19 protein-coding genes are annotated in these 17,242 nt (G+C 48.0%); 6 read left to right on the forward strand and 13 right to left on the reverse strand.

From position 1 onward, the window contains the following. Positions 1–14 precede the first annotated feature (14 nt). The 4 genes from ACHA8N_RS04285 to ACHA8N_RS04300 form a co-directional block, all read right to left on the reverse strand. Entirely contained in the window at positions 15–809 is a 795-nt protein-coding gene (locus ACHA8N_RS04285; protein ID WP_147511598.1) for a DUF4397 domain-containing protein, read from the reverse strand. Positions 810–1,130: 321 nt separating this feature from the next. Beyond that, positions 1,131–2,003, reverse strand: a complete 873-nt coding sequence (gene speB / locus ACHA8N_RS04290) for an agmatinase (RefSeq protein WP_393964849.1) — start codon at positions 2,001–2,003, stop codon at positions 1,131–1,133. 60 nt (positions 2,004–2,063) lie between these two features. Further along, positions 2,064–2,903, reverse strand: a complete 840-nt coding sequence (gene speE, locus ACHA8N_RS04295) for a polyamine aminopropyltransferase (protein ID WP_014969274.1) — start codon at positions 2,901–2,903, stop codon at positions 2,064–2,066. A gap of 143 nt (positions 2,904–3,046) precedes the next feature. Next, positions 3,047–3,721: an NAD(P)H-dependent oxidoreductase gene (locus ACHA8N_RS04300; RefSeq protein ID WP_393964850.1), complete on the reverse strand. Its 675-nt coding sequence runs from the start codon at positions 3,719–3,721 to the stop codon at positions 3,047–3,049. A 381-nt stretch (positions 3,722–4,102) separates the two neighbouring features. Here ACHA8N_RS04300 and ACHA8N_RS04305 point away from each other — a divergent pair, with 381 nt between their 5' ends. Continuing rightward, on the forward strand, positions 4,103–5,659 hold the full coding sequence (locus tag ACHA8N_RS04305; protein ID WP_393964851.1) for a BCCT family transporter: 1,557 nt from the start codon (positions 4,103–4,105) through the stop codon (positions 5,657–5,659). 70 nt (positions 5,660–5,729) lie between these two features. After that, positions 5,730–6,581 (forward strand): metallophosphoesterase, encoded by an 852-nt coding sequence (locus tag ACHA8N_RS04310; protein ID WP_393964852.1) that lies wholly within the window; start codon positions 5,730–5,732, stop codon positions 6,579–6,581. A gap of 198 nt (positions 6,582–6,779) precedes the next feature. Here ACHA8N_RS04310 and ACHA8N_RS04315 read toward each other — a convergent pair whose 3' ends face one another. Next, positions 6,780–7,274 (reverse strand): YwhD family protein, encoded by a 495-nt coding sequence (locus ACHA8N_RS04315; protein WP_393964853.1) that lies wholly within the window; start codon positions 7,272–7,274, stop codon positions 6,780–6,782. 70 nt (positions 7,275–7,344) lie between these two features. Further along, positions 7,345–7,872, reverse strand: a complete 528-nt coding sequence (locus ACHA8N_RS04320) for a hypothetical protein (protein WP_147511594.1) — start codon at positions 7,870–7,872, stop codon at positions 7,345–7,347. 168 nt (positions 7,873–8,040) lie between these two features. Between ACHA8N_RS04320 and ACHA8N_RS04325 the strand changes: the two genes are divergently transcribed. After that, complete coding sequence (locus tag ACHA8N_RS04325; protein ID WP_014969267.1) at positions 8,041–8,226, forward strand: 2-hydroxymuconate tautomerase; 186 nt, start codon at positions 8,041–8,043, stop codon at positions 8,224–8,226. A 76-nt stretch (positions 8,227–8,302) separates the two neighbouring features. Further along, a complete protein-coding gene (locus ACHA8N_RS04330; RefSeq protein ID WP_393964854.1) occupies positions 8,303–8,932 on the forward strand; it encodes an NAD(P)-dependent oxidoreductase in 630 nt (209 codons plus the stop codon). Positions 8,933–9,024: 92 nt separating this feature from the next. Here ACHA8N_RS04330 and ACHA8N_RS04335 read toward each other — a convergent pair whose 3' ends face one another. The 3 genes from ACHA8N_RS04335 to ACHA8N_RS04345 form a co-directional block, all read right to left on the reverse strand. Further along, positions 9,025–10,203, reverse strand: coding sequence for a NupC/NupG family nucleoside CNT transporter (locus ACHA8N_RS04335; RefSeq protein WP_028107159.1), 1,179 nt, complete (start codon positions 10,201–10,203; stop codon positions 9,025–9,027). 124 nt (positions 10,204–10,327) lie between these two features. Next, a complete protein-coding gene (locus ACHA8N_RS04340) occupies positions 10,328–11,179 on the reverse strand; it encodes a phosphotransferase family protein (RefSeq protein WP_393964855.1) in 852 nt (283 codons plus the stop codon). Beyond that, entirely contained in the window at positions 11,176–12,480 is a 1,305-nt protein-coding gene (locus ACHA8N_RS04345; protein ID WP_393964856.1) for an HD domain-containing protein, read from the reverse strand. Before ACHA8N_RS04345 ends, ACHA8N_RS04340 begins: the two co-directional genes overlap by 4 nt. Positions 12,481–12,627: 147 nt before the next feature. Between ACHA8N_RS04345 and lipL the strand changes: the two genes are divergently transcribed. Both lipL and ACHA8N_RS04355 read left to right on the forward strand, forming a co-directional pair. After that, positions 12,628–13,452, forward strand: coding sequence for an octanoyl-[GcvH]:protein N-octanoyltransferase (gene lipL / locus ACHA8N_RS04350; protein WP_147511589.1), 825 nt, complete (start codon positions 12,628–12,630; stop codon positions 13,450–13,452). A gap of 14 nt (positions 13,453–13,466) precedes the next feature. Next, the gene (locus ACHA8N_RS04355) at positions 13,467–14,315 is read left to right on the forward strand and encodes a DegV family protein (RefSeq protein ID WP_393964857.1); all 849 of its coding nucleotides are present in this window, start codon (positions 13,467–13,469) and stop codon (positions 14,313–14,315) included. A gap of 110 nt (positions 14,316–14,425) precedes the next feature. Here the strand turns inward: ACHA8N_RS04355 and ACHA8N_RS04360 are convergent, their stop codons facing one another. Genes ACHA8N_RS04360 through ACHA8N_RS04375 form a run of 4 tightly spaced genes read right to left on the reverse strand, consistent with a single transcriptional unit; the run spans position 14,426 to position 17,115 of the window. Beyond that, positions 14,426–14,836 carry a hypothetical protein gene (locus ACHA8N_RS04360; protein WP_393964858.1) on the reverse strand — a complete coding sequence of 137 codons (411 nt, stop codon included), beginning with the start codon at positions 14,834–14,836 and terminating at the stop codon, positions 14,426–14,428. Further along, positions 14,833–16,356, reverse strand: a complete 1,524-nt coding sequence (locus ACHA8N_RS04365) for a flotillin lipid rafts scaffold protein FloT (protein WP_393964859.1) — start codon at positions 16,354–16,356, stop codon at positions 14,833–14,835. The genes ACHA8N_RS04360 and ACHA8N_RS04365 overlap by 4 nt, the downstream gene beginning before the upstream one ends. Then, positions 16,353–16,874 carry an NfeD family protein gene (locus tag ACHA8N_RS04370; protein WP_393964860.1) on the reverse strand — a complete coding sequence of 174 codons (522 nt, stop codon included), beginning with the start codon at positions 16,872–16,874 and terminating at the stop codon, positions 16,353–16,355. The genes ACHA8N_RS04365 and ACHA8N_RS04370 overlap by 4 nt, the downstream gene beginning before the upstream one ends. Further along, positions 16,864–17,115 (reverse strand): hypothetical protein, encoded by a 252-nt coding sequence (locus ACHA8N_RS04375; RefSeq protein WP_119923778.1) that lies wholly within the window; start codon positions 17,113–17,115, stop codon positions 16,864–16,866. Before ACHA8N_RS04375 ends, ACHA8N_RS04370 begins: the two co-directional genes overlap by 11 nt. Between the last annotated feature and the right edge of the window lie 127 nt (positions 17,116–17,242).

A 17,242-nucleotide genomic window follows, 5' to 3' on the forward strand; every position in this document is an offset into this window, starting at 1 on the left:
AGAGTAAAAGAAGATTACGCGTTTTCTTTACGACGGACGACATAGGCTGTCCCAACAAGTGCTGCTCCAGCAAGTGCTACGAGTGCCCAAGTTGTTGCCATTGAAGAGTTTTCCGTTGTTCCGCCGAGACCAGTGTCCGGCATTGCTGCCATTTCGCCGCCATCTGGAATCAAGAGGACGTCAAATGCTGGTTCTCCTTCAAGTAAACCAATTGCAAGTGCTGTATAGTTTTTGCCACTGTCGAGTTTGATACCATCTAATGCTTTGACGACATCTGTCGCACCGGCTGGGCGTACTTCAAGATCGTACGTGCCGGCATCCAGTGTGCCGTAATCTGAGACTTTCGAGAATTCAAGATCGCTGAAGAGTGGGTCTCCACCTTTTGGAGCGACGTCAACTGCTGGTGCATCTGGTGCAAAGTGAGCGACACGGACCATTGATTTGCCGTCTTCCCCTTTGCCGTTATCTTCCATGACAGCAAGTTTGATGTCTGCTAATTTACCGATTGCCGCAACAGAATAGAATTTCCCGGCTTCAATGTTGAGTGTTTGAGAAAGTACAGGATCTTTTGTTGTACCTGCTGCGAAGACTTCTACTTTATGTTCTCCGGCTGGGAGAGTGAGATAATCCGTAACATCTTTGAATTTTGCTCCTGATACCGCTGTTTTGCCATCAACGGCGATGTCCACTGCTGGAGCATCCGGTGAAGCATGAATTACACGAACCATTGCGTCATCCGCTGCGCCTACTGGGAGCACAAAAAGTGCGAACAATAGTGTAGCTGTGACAAAAGATAAGAATTTCTTCATCTTTTTTTCCACCTCTCATATTATGATGTATTCCGCTCTCAAACCAACATTTCGTTTTACACTTAAAATATTTCCCTTGTGGTGACATCTTAAACTTAAAGTAATGGTTCGAACCTGTAAATGTTTGAGTGTGCTTTTTTTGTCCGAAAAAACACATTGCGTTTTCCAAAGAAATGAGATGATTTTTTTTCGCATGATCGCGTTCATTTTATTGTGCATCCGCACTGTTGCTGTTCGGCTGCGACGGCTTCAGTTTGTATGAACTGATTCTCTGACAACAAAAAGGTCAGATCCCAAAAAACGGATCTGACCTTTTCGTTTTTACTTGATAAATCCAATCATCATTTCACGTAAGACTTTGGCAGCCGCGATTGCCGTCATGTCAGACTGATCATACGCCGGACAGACCTCAACCAAATCGGCTCCAATGACGTCGACATCCGCACGTGCAATCATATGAACAACTTCAAGTAATTCTTTTGTTGTCACACCGCCGATTTCCTGCGTCCCGGTTCCGGGTGCTGCCGAAGGATCGAGCACATCGATATCGATCGTCACGTAGACCTTTTTACCGACAAGCTTCGGCAAAACGGCTTTTAGCGGTTCGACGATTTCGTATTTAAACAAGTTGTAACCGGACGTCTTCGCCCATTCAAACTCTTCTTTCATCCCTGAACGAATGCCGAACGAATAGCAGTTTTCCGGTCCAATCAAGTTTGCGATTTTTTTGAGTGGTGTCGAGTGCGACAACGGCTCTCCTTCATATGAATCGCGTAAGTCCGTATGTGCATCAAAGTGCAGGACAACAAAATCATCATAATGTTTGTCAAAGGCTTTGACGACCGGCCATGTGACGAGGTGTTCGCCCCCCATACCAAGCGGGAACTTTCCTGCCGTCAACAACGAATCGACGTATTCTTCGATCATGTCGAGTGACTTTTGGGCATTGCCGAACGGCAACGGGATATCGCCGGCATCAAACAATTTCGCATCCGCAATGTCACCGTCAAGATACGGACTGTATTCTTCGAGTCCGAGTGACACTTCACGGATCCGGGCTGGACCAAATCGTGAACCGGGACGGAAACTGACCGTCCAGTCCATCGGCATACCGTACAATACACCTTTTGCATCTTCGTGAGTCGGTTGACTCGCGATAAACACTTTACCTGAATAAGCTTCATCAAAACGCATCATTATTCCTCCAGTCATAGAAAGGAGTGCCCCTAAAAACGGAACACTCCTGACGTACAATTAAATCGTTAAATCCTTGACGAACTTCGGTAGCGCGAATGCTGCTGTATGAAGTTCCGGTGTATAGTACTTCGTTTCGATCTCGTGGAAACGCTCTGGTGCGACAGCGAGAGGATCATGTTTTTTCGATCCAATCGTGAATGTCCACAGACCGCTCGGATAAGTCGGAACGTTGGCAATGTAGAGTTTCGTGATCGGGAAGATTTCTTTGACATCGCGTTGGACATCACGGATTAAGTCTGGTGTGAACCATGGGTTATCCGACTGTGCGACGAAGATGCCGTCTTCTTTTAACGCTTTTGAGATTCCTGAGTAGAAACCTTTTGTAAACAGGTTAACGGCAGGACCAACAGGTTCTGTCGAGTCAACCATGATGACATCATATTCATTGACTGCTTCTGCGATATGCATGAAGCCGTCTCCCACGATGACTTCAACACGTGCGTCGTCGAGACCACCTGCGATGTTTGGTAGATATTTCTTCGAGTATTCGATGACTTTTCCGTCGATTTCGACAAGAACAGCCTTTTCGACTGATGGGTGTTTTAACACTTCGCGGATGACGCCACCGTCTCCTCCACCAACAACCAGAACCGATTTTGGATTCGGATGTGTGAACAGTGGAACGTGTGCGACCATTTCGTGATATACAAACTCATCTCGATCTGTCGTCATGACCATTCCGTCAAGTAACAACATCGTACCGAACTCGTCCGTCTCAACCATCTCTAGGCGTTGAAACTCCGTTTGTTCGCTCTCATAAACGTGGTTGACACGGAATGTGATACCGTAATCTTCCGTTTGGTGTTCCGTGAACCATAACTTTAATTTTTGTTCCATTTGCGATAGAACCCCTTTCTTTCATCAAGACAAAAGTTGTTCGTATGCGAGTGGCGTTTACGGCGCTTCTTAATCATACAAATGCGAGTATACCGAACTTTGAAAGAAACTTCTATATAATTCGAAAATTTCCAGCTGTTTTTTTAGTCGACGAATGTGACGATTTCATCTAGGCAACGCCGTTGTTTTTCACGTTTTGGCTCATCCGACCGATAACCGAAGGCGACCATGACCGGGACGGCAAAAACAGATCGATCCAGCAAATCATGTTGTTCCAAAAGTTGTTCGACCGCCTGCTGATCAAATCCTTCGATTGGACAGGAATCAATCCCGATTTGTGCTGCCGTCGACATCATGTTTCCGAGCGCAATGTACGCCTGTTTTGCTGACCAATCTGCCATCGCTTTTTCATTGCGACCAATCTGAAAGTCTTCTTCGAGGAACAAACTGTATCGTTTCGTCCGACCGGCTTTCGCTTCGTCCGATAAACCGAGCACATCCATCATATGTTGCACATGCGCCCCGTCCGGTTGCATCTGTTCCCCTGTCCGGGCGAGGAAGATGACATAATGGCTCGCGGTCGGCAATTGACCTTGTGCTCCCCAGGCGACATTCCGGATTTCGTTGCGGAGCGCTTCGTTTTGAATGACAAGCAGATTCCACGGTTCATAGCCAAATGAGCTTGGTGAAAGCCGTGCCGTCTCCAAAATAAATGAAAAATCTTCCGGTGTTATGTTTTTTGTTGGATCAAATGATTTAGTCGCATGGCGGAACTCGAATGCTTCTAAAATCTGTTGTTTCGTTTGCTCGTGATTCATGGTTGATTCCTCCTGATTAATGTAGTGACTATTTGATACAATAGCAAACCCCTTTCAACACGTCTGTTATTTTGCTTCGTTGATGTGTGTTACAAAAAAGCAGAAGCGGGAAATAATAAATATTCCTGTTGCTTTCGCCCTTAGCAACAGGAAGTCTGAACCGCGCCATCAAGGGATTTTCATTAAAAATACTCAATGTAATTGAAGCCCTTCCACTTTTAGTCATTACCCATTGTGATTTGCCAGTTACCTCCAAAGTTTGTTACGGTAAGAACTTGCGTGACAAGGTTTTGTTTTTAAAGAACGCGGGAATTATCAATGTCGTTGCCTAAAAAGGAATACAAAACTACATGTAAAATTCGAAAGAAGGTGTTGATCACGATGGAAAATAAACGAAAAAGCAAGATCACGAACGTCTTTATTGTATCTGTCATTTTCTGTGTGCTCTTTACCATATGGGGAATCTTGCCTGAATCACTCATTGGTGCCGCAAATCTTGGCAATGTTACAGGAAAAGCTCAAAACTTTGTCTCAAACGGCTTCGGCTGGCTTTACCTCATTGGGATGAGTGCCTTTTTATTAATTGCTATTTTCTTAATTTTTTCCCGTTTCGGTTCGATCCGACTCGGTAAGGACTCCGATCGTCCGGAGTACGGACTCATTTCCTGGTTCGCGATGTTATTCAGCGCCGGTATGGGAATCGGTCTTGTGTTCTGGGGTGTCTCGGAACCACTGACCCACTTCCACACACCACCGGTCGCGACAAGTGATCCAACGGAGGCTGCTCCGCTCGCCATGCGCTACTCGTTCTTCCACTGGGGTCTTCACCCATGGGCGCTTTATGCGATCGTTGGTCTTGCCATCGCCTACTCGACATTCCGTAAAGGGCGTCCGGCAACAATCGGCGACACGGTCGCCTCGCTGATGAAACCAAAGTACGAAGCAGCAGGTAAAGGAACGGTTGAAGTGCTGGCCATCGTCGCCACTGCGTTTGGTGTTGCGACTTCACTTGGTCTCGGCGCCCAACAAATTTCCGGCGGGCTTCATTTTCTGGTTGATAGTATTCCGAACTCATTCTTGACGCAATTGATCATCATCTTAGTCGTATCGGTCCTCTATATGATGAGTGCTGCTTCCGGTCTCGATAAAGGAATCGTCCGCTTGAGTAACGCCAACATCGCTCTCGCGACACTCTTGATGATTGGTGTCCTATTGCTTGGACCTTTCAGCTTCATCATGGATTTGTTTGTCCAAACGACAGGCGCTTACTTGCAAAACCTGCCCGTCATGAGTTTCCGGGCATCTGCTTTTAATCCGGATGAACGCGGTTGGATTAATGCGTGGACGATCTTCTACTGGGCTTGGTGGATTTCCTGGTCGCCATTCGTCGGAACGTTCATCGCCCGTGTTTCAAAGGGACGGACGATTCGTGAGTTCGTGCTTGGTATCATGCTCGTGCCAACGATTTTCGGTTTGCTGTGGTTCTCCGTCTTCGGTGGGTCTGCGATCTGGAATGAATTGTTCAACAACGTTGATCTCATTTCAACGGTCAACGACAAGGGTGTTGAAACCGGTATGTTTGCTTTGTTCGAGACGTTTGGTGGTCTCGGAACATTCCTCAGCATCATTGCCGTCTTCTTGATTACGACGTTCTTCATCACGTCTGCCGATTCGGCGACTTACGTCCTCGGGATGTTGTCTTCCGGTGGTAGTCTGCTTCCAAGTCTGCGCATCAAGTTGACATGGGGAATCATCCAGTCGTCCATCGCTGCCGTTCTCCTGTATGCCGGCGGGCTCAGTGCCTTGCAGGCAGCAGCCGTTCTCGCGGCCTTCCCGTTCATCTTTGTCGTCGGGATGATGGTCATTGCCCTGTTCATGGATCTTTCCAACGAACCGGACGCTGCGAAAGCAACAGACGATTTGAAAAAAGAAGCGTAACTGTAATCAGACCCTGTCTCCCTCATGCGGAAGACAGGGTCTTTTTGGTATGCTGAAGATAAGAAAAGAGGTGGGGACTTGCGTCTCAAAAAAAAAATGGTTCATTCCACTCGGGATTCTTGCTCTCAGCAGTTGGTTTTTGTACCGGGAAAACAATCAAATCGACACGACGGCAGTAACCGTTCAATCGGATAAACTGCCTGCCGCGTTTGACGACTATAAAATCTTGCAGATTGCCGATTTGCACGGGAAATCGTTTGGTTCTCATCAGAAGCATCTTTTGAAAAAAATCGACAAGCTTCAGCCCGATCTCATTTTAATGACGGGTGACTTAATCGATTCCCGACGTGACGGTGAAGCAGATGCTCTTCTGCTGATGGAAAAATTGACGGCAGACTATCCTGTCTACTTTGTCACCGGCAATCATGAAGTCCGGCGTAATTTCACGATTTTGCCGAAGCTTGAAAAGCTCGGCGTAACGGTTCTTCGAAATACATCTGTTCCGCTTGAGCGGGAAGGACAGTTTATTGAATTGCTCGGAATCGACGATCCGACGACGACCCGCTGGAGTGAAGGGTTGCAAGAACCGGACGGGATCCGTCAAAGTCTCGATCAAGCTCAGTCCGCAGTCGACACTAGCACCTTCCAACTGTTGATGGCGCACCGTCCGGAATACTTGCCGTTGTATGCCGAACGAAACATGGATCTCGTCCTGTCCGGACATGCTCACGGCGGACAAATCCGGCTTCCATTGACAGACGGGATGTATGCACCGGGTCAAGGATTTTTCCCGGAACTGACAGCGGGACAACATACCATCGAGCAGACAAAAATGATCATCAGCCGTGGACTTGGCAACAGCCTATTTCCATTTCGGATTTTCAATCACCCCGAGCTGATTGTCGTGACATTACGCACGTGATCCATCAAAAGGGGCTGACTCAAAAAAAGAATCACTCGTCTTTTCACGCCCTTTCCTCAGGCGAGACAAACATGCGCTTTTTCCTGTAGGAGTTGCGTGTAACGAGTAATTCTTTTTTTTAACAAGATAAGGGTGGCAGAGTATCATTCTGCCACCCTTATCTTTGTAGAGACTTACTTTTGAGTCAGCACCTTTGTTTTAAGCCAATGCTTCATGTAATTCCGGCTCTGCATTCTCCCACATCTCCGGTTTATGTGTTTGCAGGAATTCACGCAACAATCGTTTCGATGTCTCATCCATATGACTGACGACGATCCGTCCTTTTAACGATTTGTCCATCTTGTTGACGTGATCCGCCAAAATCTTAAAGCCGCGTCTCGCTTCGACATCGACTAACAGGTCACACGCTGCGACGCCGCCGTAATAAAAGCCTTCCGGTTTCCGACCGACCGTCACCCAGACGATCCAGTACGGTTTCCCGTTTGGTGTATCCGCTTTGTCCGTCGTGAACTTAATCCGTTTTTCGATTGCCGCCTTGGCATGCATAGCGCCCATATCGATATAGGCTTCACCATCTTCCGGTGAAATGATGACCGGTGACATACTGTTTAGGCTTAACGTGCCGACACCAAATCCACCGTGTCCGTCTGTTGAGTTATCTGAAATGATATTAAAGTTAATTTTCTTTTCCATCGTTTACTCGTCCCCTTTTACCGCTGTTGCTTCTATCATACCGCATCCAACAGTCGGCGCAAGTCTTCGTTTATCGTCTCAGCGTCTCTAGCTGGTCACGTGTGACACGACGAATCGTCGGTAAGCGATGACACTCCAGGGACGTCAGCTCTTCGTGAGCAGGAGGATTGAGCTCTTCTAACTGCACTAAGGCTTGGTCATACAGCGTTTGCGCACCACGTCCAAACAAGATGACCCGCTCGAGTGACGAACATCTTGAGCGGATGGCCCGCAATTGTTTGGCCAGCTCCCGAACACGCTCCGAAATTTCTTCTTCAATTTCCGGCGTTGGTTTCCGATTTTGAAAAATCGGCTTAAAACGGATATCGTCACGTAACAACGTCAACATCCCGTATCGTTTGGCTTCCTCGTTGCCGACCAGTACAGCCAGTTCCTTGTCCGTCACGAGCCGTCCAAACGGAATGTTTTGTCCGAACAACACTTCCGCCACCTCGAGACCTTTTGCTCCTGACAGGGGATACGTGTCATCTTCTGGTAAAGCGCGGTCAAAAATCAGTAGCGTATGGATTTTTTTACGAATCACAGGTTCCATCTCCATGCCTTCACCTCATCCTCATCATTTGTTAATATAAGTATTTCTTGCTTACGACAGTCTACTCCTGTCTTATACCCTTCTTTTTCGATTTCCATGTGCGGTTTGACGCAACCCGGGTGACGTACGGTATACTGATGGCGTGTTGAACTTATAACAGAAGGAGGAATAGAAATGCCTTACGTTACAGTCAAAATGTTAGCCGGACGCACCGTTGAACAAAAACGTGCTTTAATCGAAAAAGTCACAGCAGCCGTGTCCGAATCTGTTGATGCTCCAAAAGAAAACGTCACTGTCTTCATCGAAGAGATGGAGAAAACCGATTATGGTCAAGCTGGCGTGATGTTCGCTGACAAATAAACACTTCTCAGGAGGAACGATTCTACCGTATCGTTCCTCCTGTTCCATATACTTACCAGAGAAAGGATGAATTATCATGGCAACATTCAGCTTACTCGGCGCAACCGGGAGAACGGGACGACCATTACTCGACTTACTGCTGCAAGAAGGACACGAGGTGCGCGCACTCGTTCGTTCTGAGCAACACAGTTTGCCTGATCATCCCCATCTGACAGTCATCCAGGGTGACGCCACAGACGCGGATGATCTCGAACGCGTCGTTCAAGGGACTTCGGCTGTCTTCAGCTGTCTCGGGACCGATCAAAAACAAATTCTTTCGGTAGCGATTCCCCACCTCGTCACAAAAATGAAAGAACAACAGATTGACCGCATCGTTTTTGTCAGCACGGCTGGCATTCTTGATGCTTCGGATGAACCCGGCAAATACCGGTTCCAGTCGAGCGAATCCCGTCGTCGTTCGACTGTCGCGGCCGAAGATCATCTCAAAGCCTATCTGACGCTGAAAGATGCCGACGTCGATTATACGATCATCTGCCCGACGCAGCTCACCGAAGATGAAGCGATTGAGGATGTCTTGATCGAATCGAACCGATTCACCCACGAAACCGGTCCGATTCCCCGAATCAACGTCGCCCGCTTCGCCTACGAAGTTTACAAGGACGGCTTGTTCCACCACGAACGGATCGGGATTTCTTCGCGCGGCTAAAACAATGATTTTACAGAAAAAAAAAGAAGGACCTGATTTTAAAAATCGGGTCCTTCTTTGATTGAGCGACCGGATCGTCACCCCAATTTAAATTACAGTAACACACTAACGACGATTGCCGTCAAGACGCTGACCAGTGTTGCTCCGTAGAGTAACTTCAGACCAAAGCTTGCTGCGACACTTCCTTGACGATCGTCAAGTCCTTTGACAGCACCAGCAATGATTCCGATTGAAGAGAAGTTCGCGAACGAAATCAAGAAGACTGAAACGATTCCGAGTGTCCGCTCTGAGAATTCTTTTGCGTATTCAGGCAAGCTGAGCATCGCGACGAATTCGTTTGTGATCAATTTAGTTGCCATGATACTACCTGCACTGACCGCTTCTGCCCATGGAATCCCCATGATGAAGGCGAACGGTGCGAAGATGTAACCGAGGATGTCTTGGAATGAGATGCCGAGTACCATCAAGAAGATGTCATTGACCATTCCGATCAAGGCATTGTATCCGATCAACATCGCTCCGACGATGATCGCAACTTTGAATCCGTCCATGATGTATTCGCCGAGCATTTCGAAGAACGTTTGTTTTTCTTCAACGATTTCCAAAATATCTTCTTTTGGATCAACCGTATACGGATTGATGATCGAAACGATCATGAATCCACCAAACAAGTTCAAGACGATGGCTGTGACGACATATTTCGGTTCAACCATTGTCATGTACGCTCCGACGATTGACATCGACACCGTCGACATCGCAGACGCACATAACGTATACAGGCGGTTGGGCGGTAATTTACCGATTTGTTTTTTAACCGTGATGAAAACTTCTGACTGACCGATTGCAGCTGACGCGACGGCATTGTATGACTCAAGTTGTCCCATGCCATTGATTTTCGAAAGGACTAAGCCGATCCCACGCATGAGAAGCGGTAAAATTTTCGTGAACTGTAAAATCCCGATCAAAGCCGAGATGAAAACGATTGGTAACAGGACGTTGATGAAGAATGGTTGTGACCCTTCATTCGCTAATCCACCGAAGACGAAGTTGATACCGATTGCTGCATAACTGAGCAATTTATCAAAGACTTGGGCGATCCCTTTAATGATGATAAAACCGAACGACGTATTCAACAGGATGAATCCAAGAACAAGCTGAAGCACTAGCATGACCGCAAGCGGTTTCAATTTGATGCCTTTACGGTTGCTACTGACAAGGAATGCCAAGCCAAACACGACGACAAGTCCAAGTATTGCGATTAAATATTTCACGAACTATCCCTCAATCCATAGTTTATTTTATCAGTTGTACATAAGTACGAGGTCTGACGTTCAATCTCTTTCCCAAGTACTAGAATAATCAACATTCGGAAGAACTGCAAGGGGTAAAGTTCATTTAGTAACCGCTTTCGTCATTTTCATAAACTTTCAATACAATGTTTTCCATCCGTTCCCGAACATTGGCCCGACTGATGTTCGCCTTCCCATATGCTTTCCAACCGGGATAAACATCAATGGTCTCAGGTTCAAAATCAAAAACGGCCGTTAAATCCCATTTTCGATCATACGAAAATCCGCTCAACTCGATATATTCAGCTAAAAATTGATCCGCTGCCTCGAGCGATTCGAGCAGCGCCAGATTCAATCGGCAATGAGCGACGTCGACTTCGATCGGACCCACACAGGCATTGATCCAATCGACTACGTTATACTGTTGTTCTGAACCGTATAACACATTGACCGGATGGAAATCACGATGAATGAATCGAATTTGACGGCTCATTGCCGGCGGTTCTTCTGCGGCTCTTTGCCATATTTCAGTTCGTTTCGCCCAAGACGGAACCATTCGTTGCGTCGCATACGGGGCATACTGATACCGGCGTTCCGGGATCGGCAGTTGATGAATCCTCACTAACGTCTTGGCCAGTTGTCTGAGATAGGAACGATCGAGCGGCTCGAGTCGAATGGTTCCCGACAGATACGTCATTTGAATCCACGGCGGAATGTCACCCTCCCGCGTCAATTGATAATTCTCAACATCCGGTCCAAGATGACCTGCCGCCTGCAACGCAAAAACCTCGTGCGCGACGAGGTCCGGTTCCTGTTTGAGCCATGCAGCGTTTGTATGAATCCGAAAAACACTCTTCCCCGCCCGGAACACATACGAGGACGTGGCGCCTTTTAACGGTTCAATCGGTTCCTGTTCTAATCCGGCACGCTGTAAGATAGTTGCGATGATGTCGTTCATGACTCTTCTCCGAGTAACAATTGATCGATTTGCATCTTCTCATTCGCAAACTCGCGTAAGTCGTGCAGGATTTCTTGGGGATAAAACAGCTTTTCATCTGTCTGACGCGAATTGGCAATCGCTTGAACGAGGGGCGAGACTTGTGAGATCTCTTTCGTCTGACCATTTTTCATCTGGAGCATGATTGGTTGTTTGCTGATTTCACCGTTATCTCCATATAAGTCATACGGTAAGCGGCTGAGCTTGTCTTCAAGCAGATAATACGTTGGATTGAGTCCGATTTTTTTAAACAAGATACAAAGTTTCTCATGGACACGGGCCCGTTTTTCTGCCGGATAATCAACGTATTTAAATAATTTTCGGTCGACGAACCGACGGGCTAGATCACTTAATACTATGTCTTCCTCTTCTGCCCATTGTTGGAAATAGAAGTAGACGATTGTCTCGTCGAGTGCCAAATAGTTTTTTAAGGACATCTGTTGTGTAAAGAGTGGACTTAAATGAACCGGATCAATCGCAAATTCGTAATCGCCCGTATACAGTTCTTTGGCTCGTTCAAGAATCGCTTTTAATAAATAATCACTCGATCGCGTGACGGGATGCAGGTAGACTTGCCAGTACATCTGATAACGCCTCATGATGTAATCTTCAATCGAGTGCATGCCGGACTGCTTGACGACCATCTGATTCGGTGCCGGACGCAGGACACGCAGCATCCGCTCAAGATCGAATTTTCCGTAACTGACACCGGCAAAGTGCGCATCCCGCAACAAGTAATCCATCCGGTCGACATCGAGCTGGGAACTGATCATCGTCACGAGCAATTGGTTCGGGTGGGTTTTATTGATGATCGACGCCACTTCTTCCGCAAATCCTTCGCCGACTTGATCCAAAACCTGCTTGATTTCTGTATCCCCCAAAATGATTCGTTCCGTCCATTCTTCGTGATCGACGCCAAAGACGTTCTCAAAGGCATGCGAAAATGGTCCGTGTCCGACGTCGTGCAAAAGTGCCGCGACGAGCGTCAATTCGCGGTACTGATCGTCCCAATCAGCCCGACCGTTAAAGACGTCAATCAATTGCCGCGTAATCTCATATACGCCGAGTGAATGGTGGAAACGGGTGTGCTCGGCTCCATGGAACGTCAAAAACGATGTTCCGAGTTGTTTGATCCGGCGCAAGCGTTGAAATTCCTTTGTTCCGATCAATTGCCAGATCAATTGGTCACTGACGTAGATGTAACGATGAACGGGATCCTTAAATACCTTTGTTTCTTTTAGTTGCCCCAGTGACTGATACATACACTCTCTCCTTTAATGGTTCGTTCTCTATCGTTCTATTTCGGTCTGAAACGGTTTGTTCCTGTTCCTTCACTTGCTTCTTACAGAAAGTTTACATCGCCTTATGCTATAATGATGTCGCAAATCCAGAAAAAAAGGAACGAGCCTATGGGAATCGAACTCTTAAAACAAGAACATTATCGTATTTTTGATCAAACGTCACTCGGAAACGCCTTTCATGCGACACAATCGTTTGCGATGGACGATACATTATGCGCCTCCGTCGCTACAGAAGGTGCAGCCATCCGTTCGTGGGTCCACCACGAAACCGTTGTCCTCGGAATCCAAGATGCGCGTCTTCCTTATCTCGATCAAGGAATTGACGTTTTGCACGCCCATGGTTTCCAACCAGTCATCCGGAATTCCGGCGGCCTTGCCGTCGTCCTCGATGCCGGCGTCCTCAACGTCTCGCTTGTTCTTCCGGAACGCGGCGGGATTGATATCGACAGCGGATATGAAGCGATGCTTGCTCTTGTCCGCCGTATGTTCGCCGAAGAAACTGATGCGATCGTCGCCGGAGAGGTCGTTGGTTCGTATTGTCCCGGATCGTATGACTTATCGATTGCCGGTAAAAAGTTTGCCGGCATCTCACAACGACGTGTCCGCGGAGGCGTCGCTGTCCAAATTTATCTCTGCGTGAACGGCAGTGGCAGTGCCCGAGCGCAACTTGTCCGTGATTTTTACGCTGCCGCCTTACAAGGAGAAACAACTAAATTCGTGTATCCGACCGTCGTCCCGGAAACAATGGCTTCCCTTGAAGAGTTACTGCAGCTTCCGTTAACGGTCGAATCATGTCTCTTGCGTGTCTATCGCTCCTTGATGGAACTCGGCGCGACACTCACACCGTCCGTCTTGAGCGAAATCGAGAACGAACGCTTCGGTGTAAACCTGGGTCGGATGTTGGATCGAAATGAAAAAGTCCTAGGTGAATAAAGGAGAGAACGAACATGATACGTTTTATTACAGACAGTGGTGCCGATGCACCAAAAGAATTATTGAACGCCTATGACTTTACCGTCATGCCGTTTGGCGTGTTGATTGGAGAAGATACGTTTTTTGACGGGGAATCCATTTCGCCGCTCGAACTCTACGCCAAAATGCGGGAAGGTGCCGCACCTAAAACGTTCCAAGTCGAGGTGTCACGGATGGTCGAGGTCTTTACGGCGCACTTTAAACAAGGTGACCCGTTTATCTATCTGGCGTTTTCCAGCGAACTGTCCGGTACTTACCAAACCGCGACGATGCTTGCAGCAGAACTCGCTGAAACCTATCCCGATGTCCCGTATGCGATCATCGACACGAAAACTGCTTCGACCGGTCAAGGACTGTTCGTCTTAGACGTCGCTGAATATGCAAAGACGCATTCGTTTGAGGAAACGAAGACGTATACGGAACAAAAAATCAGTACCGTCCGACACTTATTTACGGTCGAATCGCTCGAATACTTGATGCGCGGCGGGCGTGTCTCGCGGGCAAGTGCCTTCATCGGCGGTCTGTTGTCGATTCTTCCACTGTTGACGGTCGAAGACGGGAAACTGATTCCAAAAGAAAAGATCCGTGGTCAGAAAAAAGTCATGAACCGGATCGTCGAATGGATGGAAGAAGCACGTCCCGCCATCGACGGCCACCGGATCATCATCGGTCACGGCGACTCGCTCGAACGGGCGGAACAATTAAAACAATTGATTGAAGCCCAGTTCTCTCCAAGCGAAGTCTTGATTACGATTGCCGGAGCGGCCATCGGTTCGCACACCGGACCGGGACTGCTTGTCATCGGCTATGATTTGCCTGTCTGACAGCCGATTAATTTTATCCAAACTAAAAAATCCGAATGATCCCCCTCTTCTTTATCAGGAAAGGTTGGATCATCCGGATTTTTTGTTTTTTAATCTGTTATTTCACTGTTTTATCGTCTCGATGCATACGGTGTCCGCTCTGTTCCCGGTTCAAAAAGCCCGAGCAACAAAAAGCGGAACAATACATAGACAAACAAGAGCAACGTCACCAGTTCAAATAACAAATAGCCGACGTCTTGCAAGGACAGTCCTGTCCGGATTCCGTTCCACAAGTAGGGAAGATCTATCGTCAACAGACCGATTAGACCGGCAGCCAGCGCTTCTGCCCGCGTCAGCGGATGGCGAAGCGAATAGGAAACGCGCTTGACGTTAAAGATGTTCTGGATTCCGTCCTCTGATGTATAGCCTTTATACAGCCCGAACGCCGAAACGATTGCTACGAGGAACAGTAGCGAAAGCGGGGCGACGAGATTTACAACGACTAGCAGGAACAGCATCGTCAAGACAACGTTCGGTTTCATTCAGACTTCGTTCCCAAAGCGACCGGTTCCCCTTGGTTCAAGTTGACCGTCAATGGTTTCGTCGTGCCTTTGCCCGAGAAGTTTTCGATCAAGTCTTTCACATCGATGCCGGATGATGCTTTAAGTGTTTCCTGCAACGATGCCATCAAGTCAGTGGCGTATCCAGTCACCCGATTTGCTCCGCCACCTTCCCCGCTTCCTGTATCGACGACCGTGATCTTGTCGATGTTGCTGAGCGGTGTCGCCACTTGTTTCGCATATTCCGGCATCATCCGGACAACCATATCGAGAATCGCCGCTTGTCCAAATTGTTCGAACGCTTGAGCGATTTTTTCTTTTGCTTCGGCTTCTGCAAGACCTTTCAGACGGATGATATCAGCTTCCGTTTCCCCTTGTGCCCGCTCCGCTTCCGCTTTGGCCAGACCATCGAGACGAATCCGTTCAGCGTCGGCTTTCGCGGACGCTTCAATCCGGTATTTCGTCGCATCGGCTTCCGCGTATTGTTTCGCCCGGTCGGCTTGTGCCGCCTGCTCGATCGAGTACCGGTCGGCGTCCGCCCGTTTTTTGACTTCCGCATCGTATTGTTTCTCGCGGCGGAGAATCTCACGTTCTTCCAGCTCGATTTGCTTCTGACGTTCGATGATTTTGATCTGCATTTGTTGTTCCGTGACTTCCTGCTGGGCGCGCGCATTTTCGAGATCATACGCTTGGTCGGCTTTCGCTTTCGCGATGTCCTGCTCGCGGCGGTAATCGGCCATCTTCAGCTGGTTTTCTTTTTCCGCTTCCGCAATTTCCGTCGCCCGTTCGAGTTCTGCCTTTTTGGCGTCTTTTGAGGCTTCCGCCCGTTTGATCCGTGTTTCTTTTTCCGCATCGGCCGTCGCGATGTCTGCATCACGGCGAACCTGGGCAATCCGCGGTTTCCCGAGTGACTCCAAATAACCGTTTTTATCCCGGACATCTTTGATCGTAAACGATACGATGACCAGTCCCATCTTCGCCAAATCCTGAGACGCGACACGTTGGACTTCTTGCGAGAATTTATCGCGGTTCTTATAGATTTCTTCGACCGTCATCGAACCGAGGATCGAACGCAAGTGACCTTCAAGGACTTCACGGGCTTCGCCTTCCCGGTCTTCCTTTGATTTACCGAGGAATTGTTCGGCCGCCGTCGCGATTTCAGAAATCGAGCTGCCGATTTTAATGATGGCTGTCCCGTCCGCCATGACCGGAACCCCTTGCTCCGTGTAGACTTCGGGCGTTGTCACTTCTAACTTGCTCGACAGTAAACTGAGTGGTGATGCTTGTTGAAAGACCGGTAAGATGAATGCTCCACCGCCGCGAATGATCTTGACCCGGTTGCCGGATTCATCGGTGTTGACGGTCGGACTATTTCCGAGGTAACTCCCGGATACGATTAAGGCTTCTTCCGGTCCAACTGTCCGGTACTTGGTGACGAATAAGGCAATCAGCGCCAAAATCAGAGCACCGGCAATGATGGCCACGATAATAACAGGATTCATGAAAACATCTCCTCTTTCCACTGGATCGGATAGGTCATGACACGCGCCACGCCTTGTTTAATTTCAATAATGATGACTTTTGTACCTTGTTCTAAAGCAGGACCTTCAAAAAGAACCGCTGATTTGGCAATTCGCCCTGATACATCATCGACGAGAATTTCCCCGTACCCCGCTTCCGGAATCGGGACGATGACGATCGCACTGCGTCCTTCTAATGTCTGTTCTGAAAAACTGATCGATTGCTCCGCCTTTGCCAAGGGAACAAAAATAAATAAGTGCAACAAGGAAGTGACGATCAGACTGATTCCGGCACTGATCAGCAAAATAACGAGTGAACCAATTGCGGTCAGATGCTCCAAAGCAAAGCCGAAAGCTGACGTAACGATCACAAAGGACAAAATCAACGTCGGATGAAAGATTTGATCGATGCCTGGAATCAAATCGGAAAAAACAACGGACAATAAGACGCCGCAAGCAGCGGCTGCCAGTGCGTAAAGATATAGTGTACTAACGTCCATCTTCGGTCACCTCGACGAACGGACTCGATCCGTAGAGTTGGCGGTAAGCTTGAAGATAGGCATACCGGTTTTCTTCATATAACAATCCGGCCAGTTCCCGTTCCCGAGGACTGTCCGCTTCGCGGCGCCGCCTGTCATACTTTTTTTGTGCCGCATAATGCCGTGCCAGCAGACTTTCAAGTGTCCGTTGATCACGAAGTTCAGGTACCGGCCGTGTACCTGACAAGTGTCGTTTTTTCATCCGCCTGCTCCTTTCCTGCGTGCTGAGCTCACTTTTATTTACGGTCCCTTTTTGGAAATAGTTTCAAAATTCATGGAATCCTTTTTGACTTTTTTCTGGAATCTGAATGTATCCGCAACAAAAAAGC

It is taken from the genome of Exiguobacterium sp. S22-S28 (assembly GCF_043359615.1).
In the GTDB taxonomy this organism is placed as follows: domain Bacteria; phylum Bacillota; class Bacilli; order Exiguobacteriales; family Exiguobacteriaceae; genus Exiguobacterium_A.

What these genes read in the sequence shown, in the direction of transcription:
- ACHA8N_RS04315 (WP_393964853.1), bottom strand. Translation starts at nt 7,274, where the DNA reads ATGGAAAAGAAAATTAACTTTAATATCATTTCAGATAACTCAACAGAC.
- ACHA8N_RS04330 (WP_393964854.1), top strand. Translation starts at nt 8,303, where the DNA reads ATGGCAACATTCAGCTTACTCGGCGCAACCGGGAGAACGGGACGACCA.
- ACHA8N_RS04285 (WP_147511598.1), bottom strand. Translation starts at nt 809, where the DNA reads ATGAAGAAATTCTTATCTTTTGTCACAGCTACACTATTGTTCGCACTT.
- ACHA8N_RS04375 (WP_119923778.1), bottom strand. Translation starts at nt 17,115, where the DNA reads ATGAAAAAACGACACTTGTCAGGTACACGGCCGGTACCTGAACTTCGT.
- ACHA8N_RS04355 (WP_393964857.1), top strand. Translation starts at nt 13,467, where the DNA reads ATGATACGTTTTATTACAGACAGTGGTGCCGATGCACCAAAAGAATTA.
- ACHA8N_RS04305 (WP_393964851.1), top strand. Translation starts at nt 4,103, where the DNA reads ATGGAAAATAAACGAAAAAGCAAGATCACGAACGTCTTTATTGTATCT.
- ACHA8N_RS04345 (WP_393964856.1), bottom strand. Translation starts at nt 12,480, where the DNA reads ATGTATCAGTCACTGGGGCAACTAAAAGAAACAAAGGTATTTAAGGAT.
- ACHA8N_RS04320 (WP_147511594.1), bottom strand. Translation starts at nt 7,872, where the DNA reads ATGGAGATGGAACCTGTGATTCGTAAAAAAATCCATACGCTACTGATT.
- ACHA8N_RS04300 (WP_393964850.1), bottom strand. Translation starts at nt 3,721, where the DNA reads ATGAATCACGAGCAAACGAAACAACAGATTTTAGAAGCATTCGAGTTC.
- ACHA8N_RS04325 (WP_014969267.1), top strand. Translation starts at nt 8,041, where the DNA reads ATGCCTTACGTTACAGTCAAAATGTTAGCCGGACGCACCGTTGAACAA.
- ACHA8N_RS04360 (WP_393964858.1), bottom strand. Translation starts at nt 14,836, where the DNA reads ATGAAACCGAACGTTGTCTTGACGATGCTGTTCCTGCTAGTCGTTGTA.
- ACHA8N_RS04340 (WP_393964855.1), bottom strand. Translation starts at nt 11,179, where the DNA reads ATGAACGACATCATCGCAACTATCTTACAGCGTGCCGGATTAGAACAG.
- lipL (WP_147511589.1), top strand. Translation starts at nt 12,628, where the DNA reads ATGGGAATCGAACTCTTAAAACAAGAACATTATCGTATTTTTGATCAA.
- speB (WP_393964849.1), bottom strand. Translation starts at nt 2,003, where the DNA reads ATGCGTTTTGATGAAGCTTATTCAGGTAAAGTGTTTATCGCGAGTCAA.
- ACHA8N_RS04365 (WP_393964859.1), bottom strand. Translation starts at nt 16,356, where the DNA reads ATGAATCCTGTTATTATCGTGGCCATCATTGCCGGTGCTCTGATTTTG.
- speE (WP_014969274.1), bottom strand. Translation starts at nt 2,903, where the DNA reads ATGGAACAAAAATTAAAGTTATGGTTCACGGAACACCAAACGGAAGAT.
- ACHA8N_RS04370 (WP_393964860.1), bottom strand. Translation starts at nt 16,874, where the DNA reads ATGGACGTTAGTACACTATATCTTTACGCACTGGCAGCCGCTGCTTGC.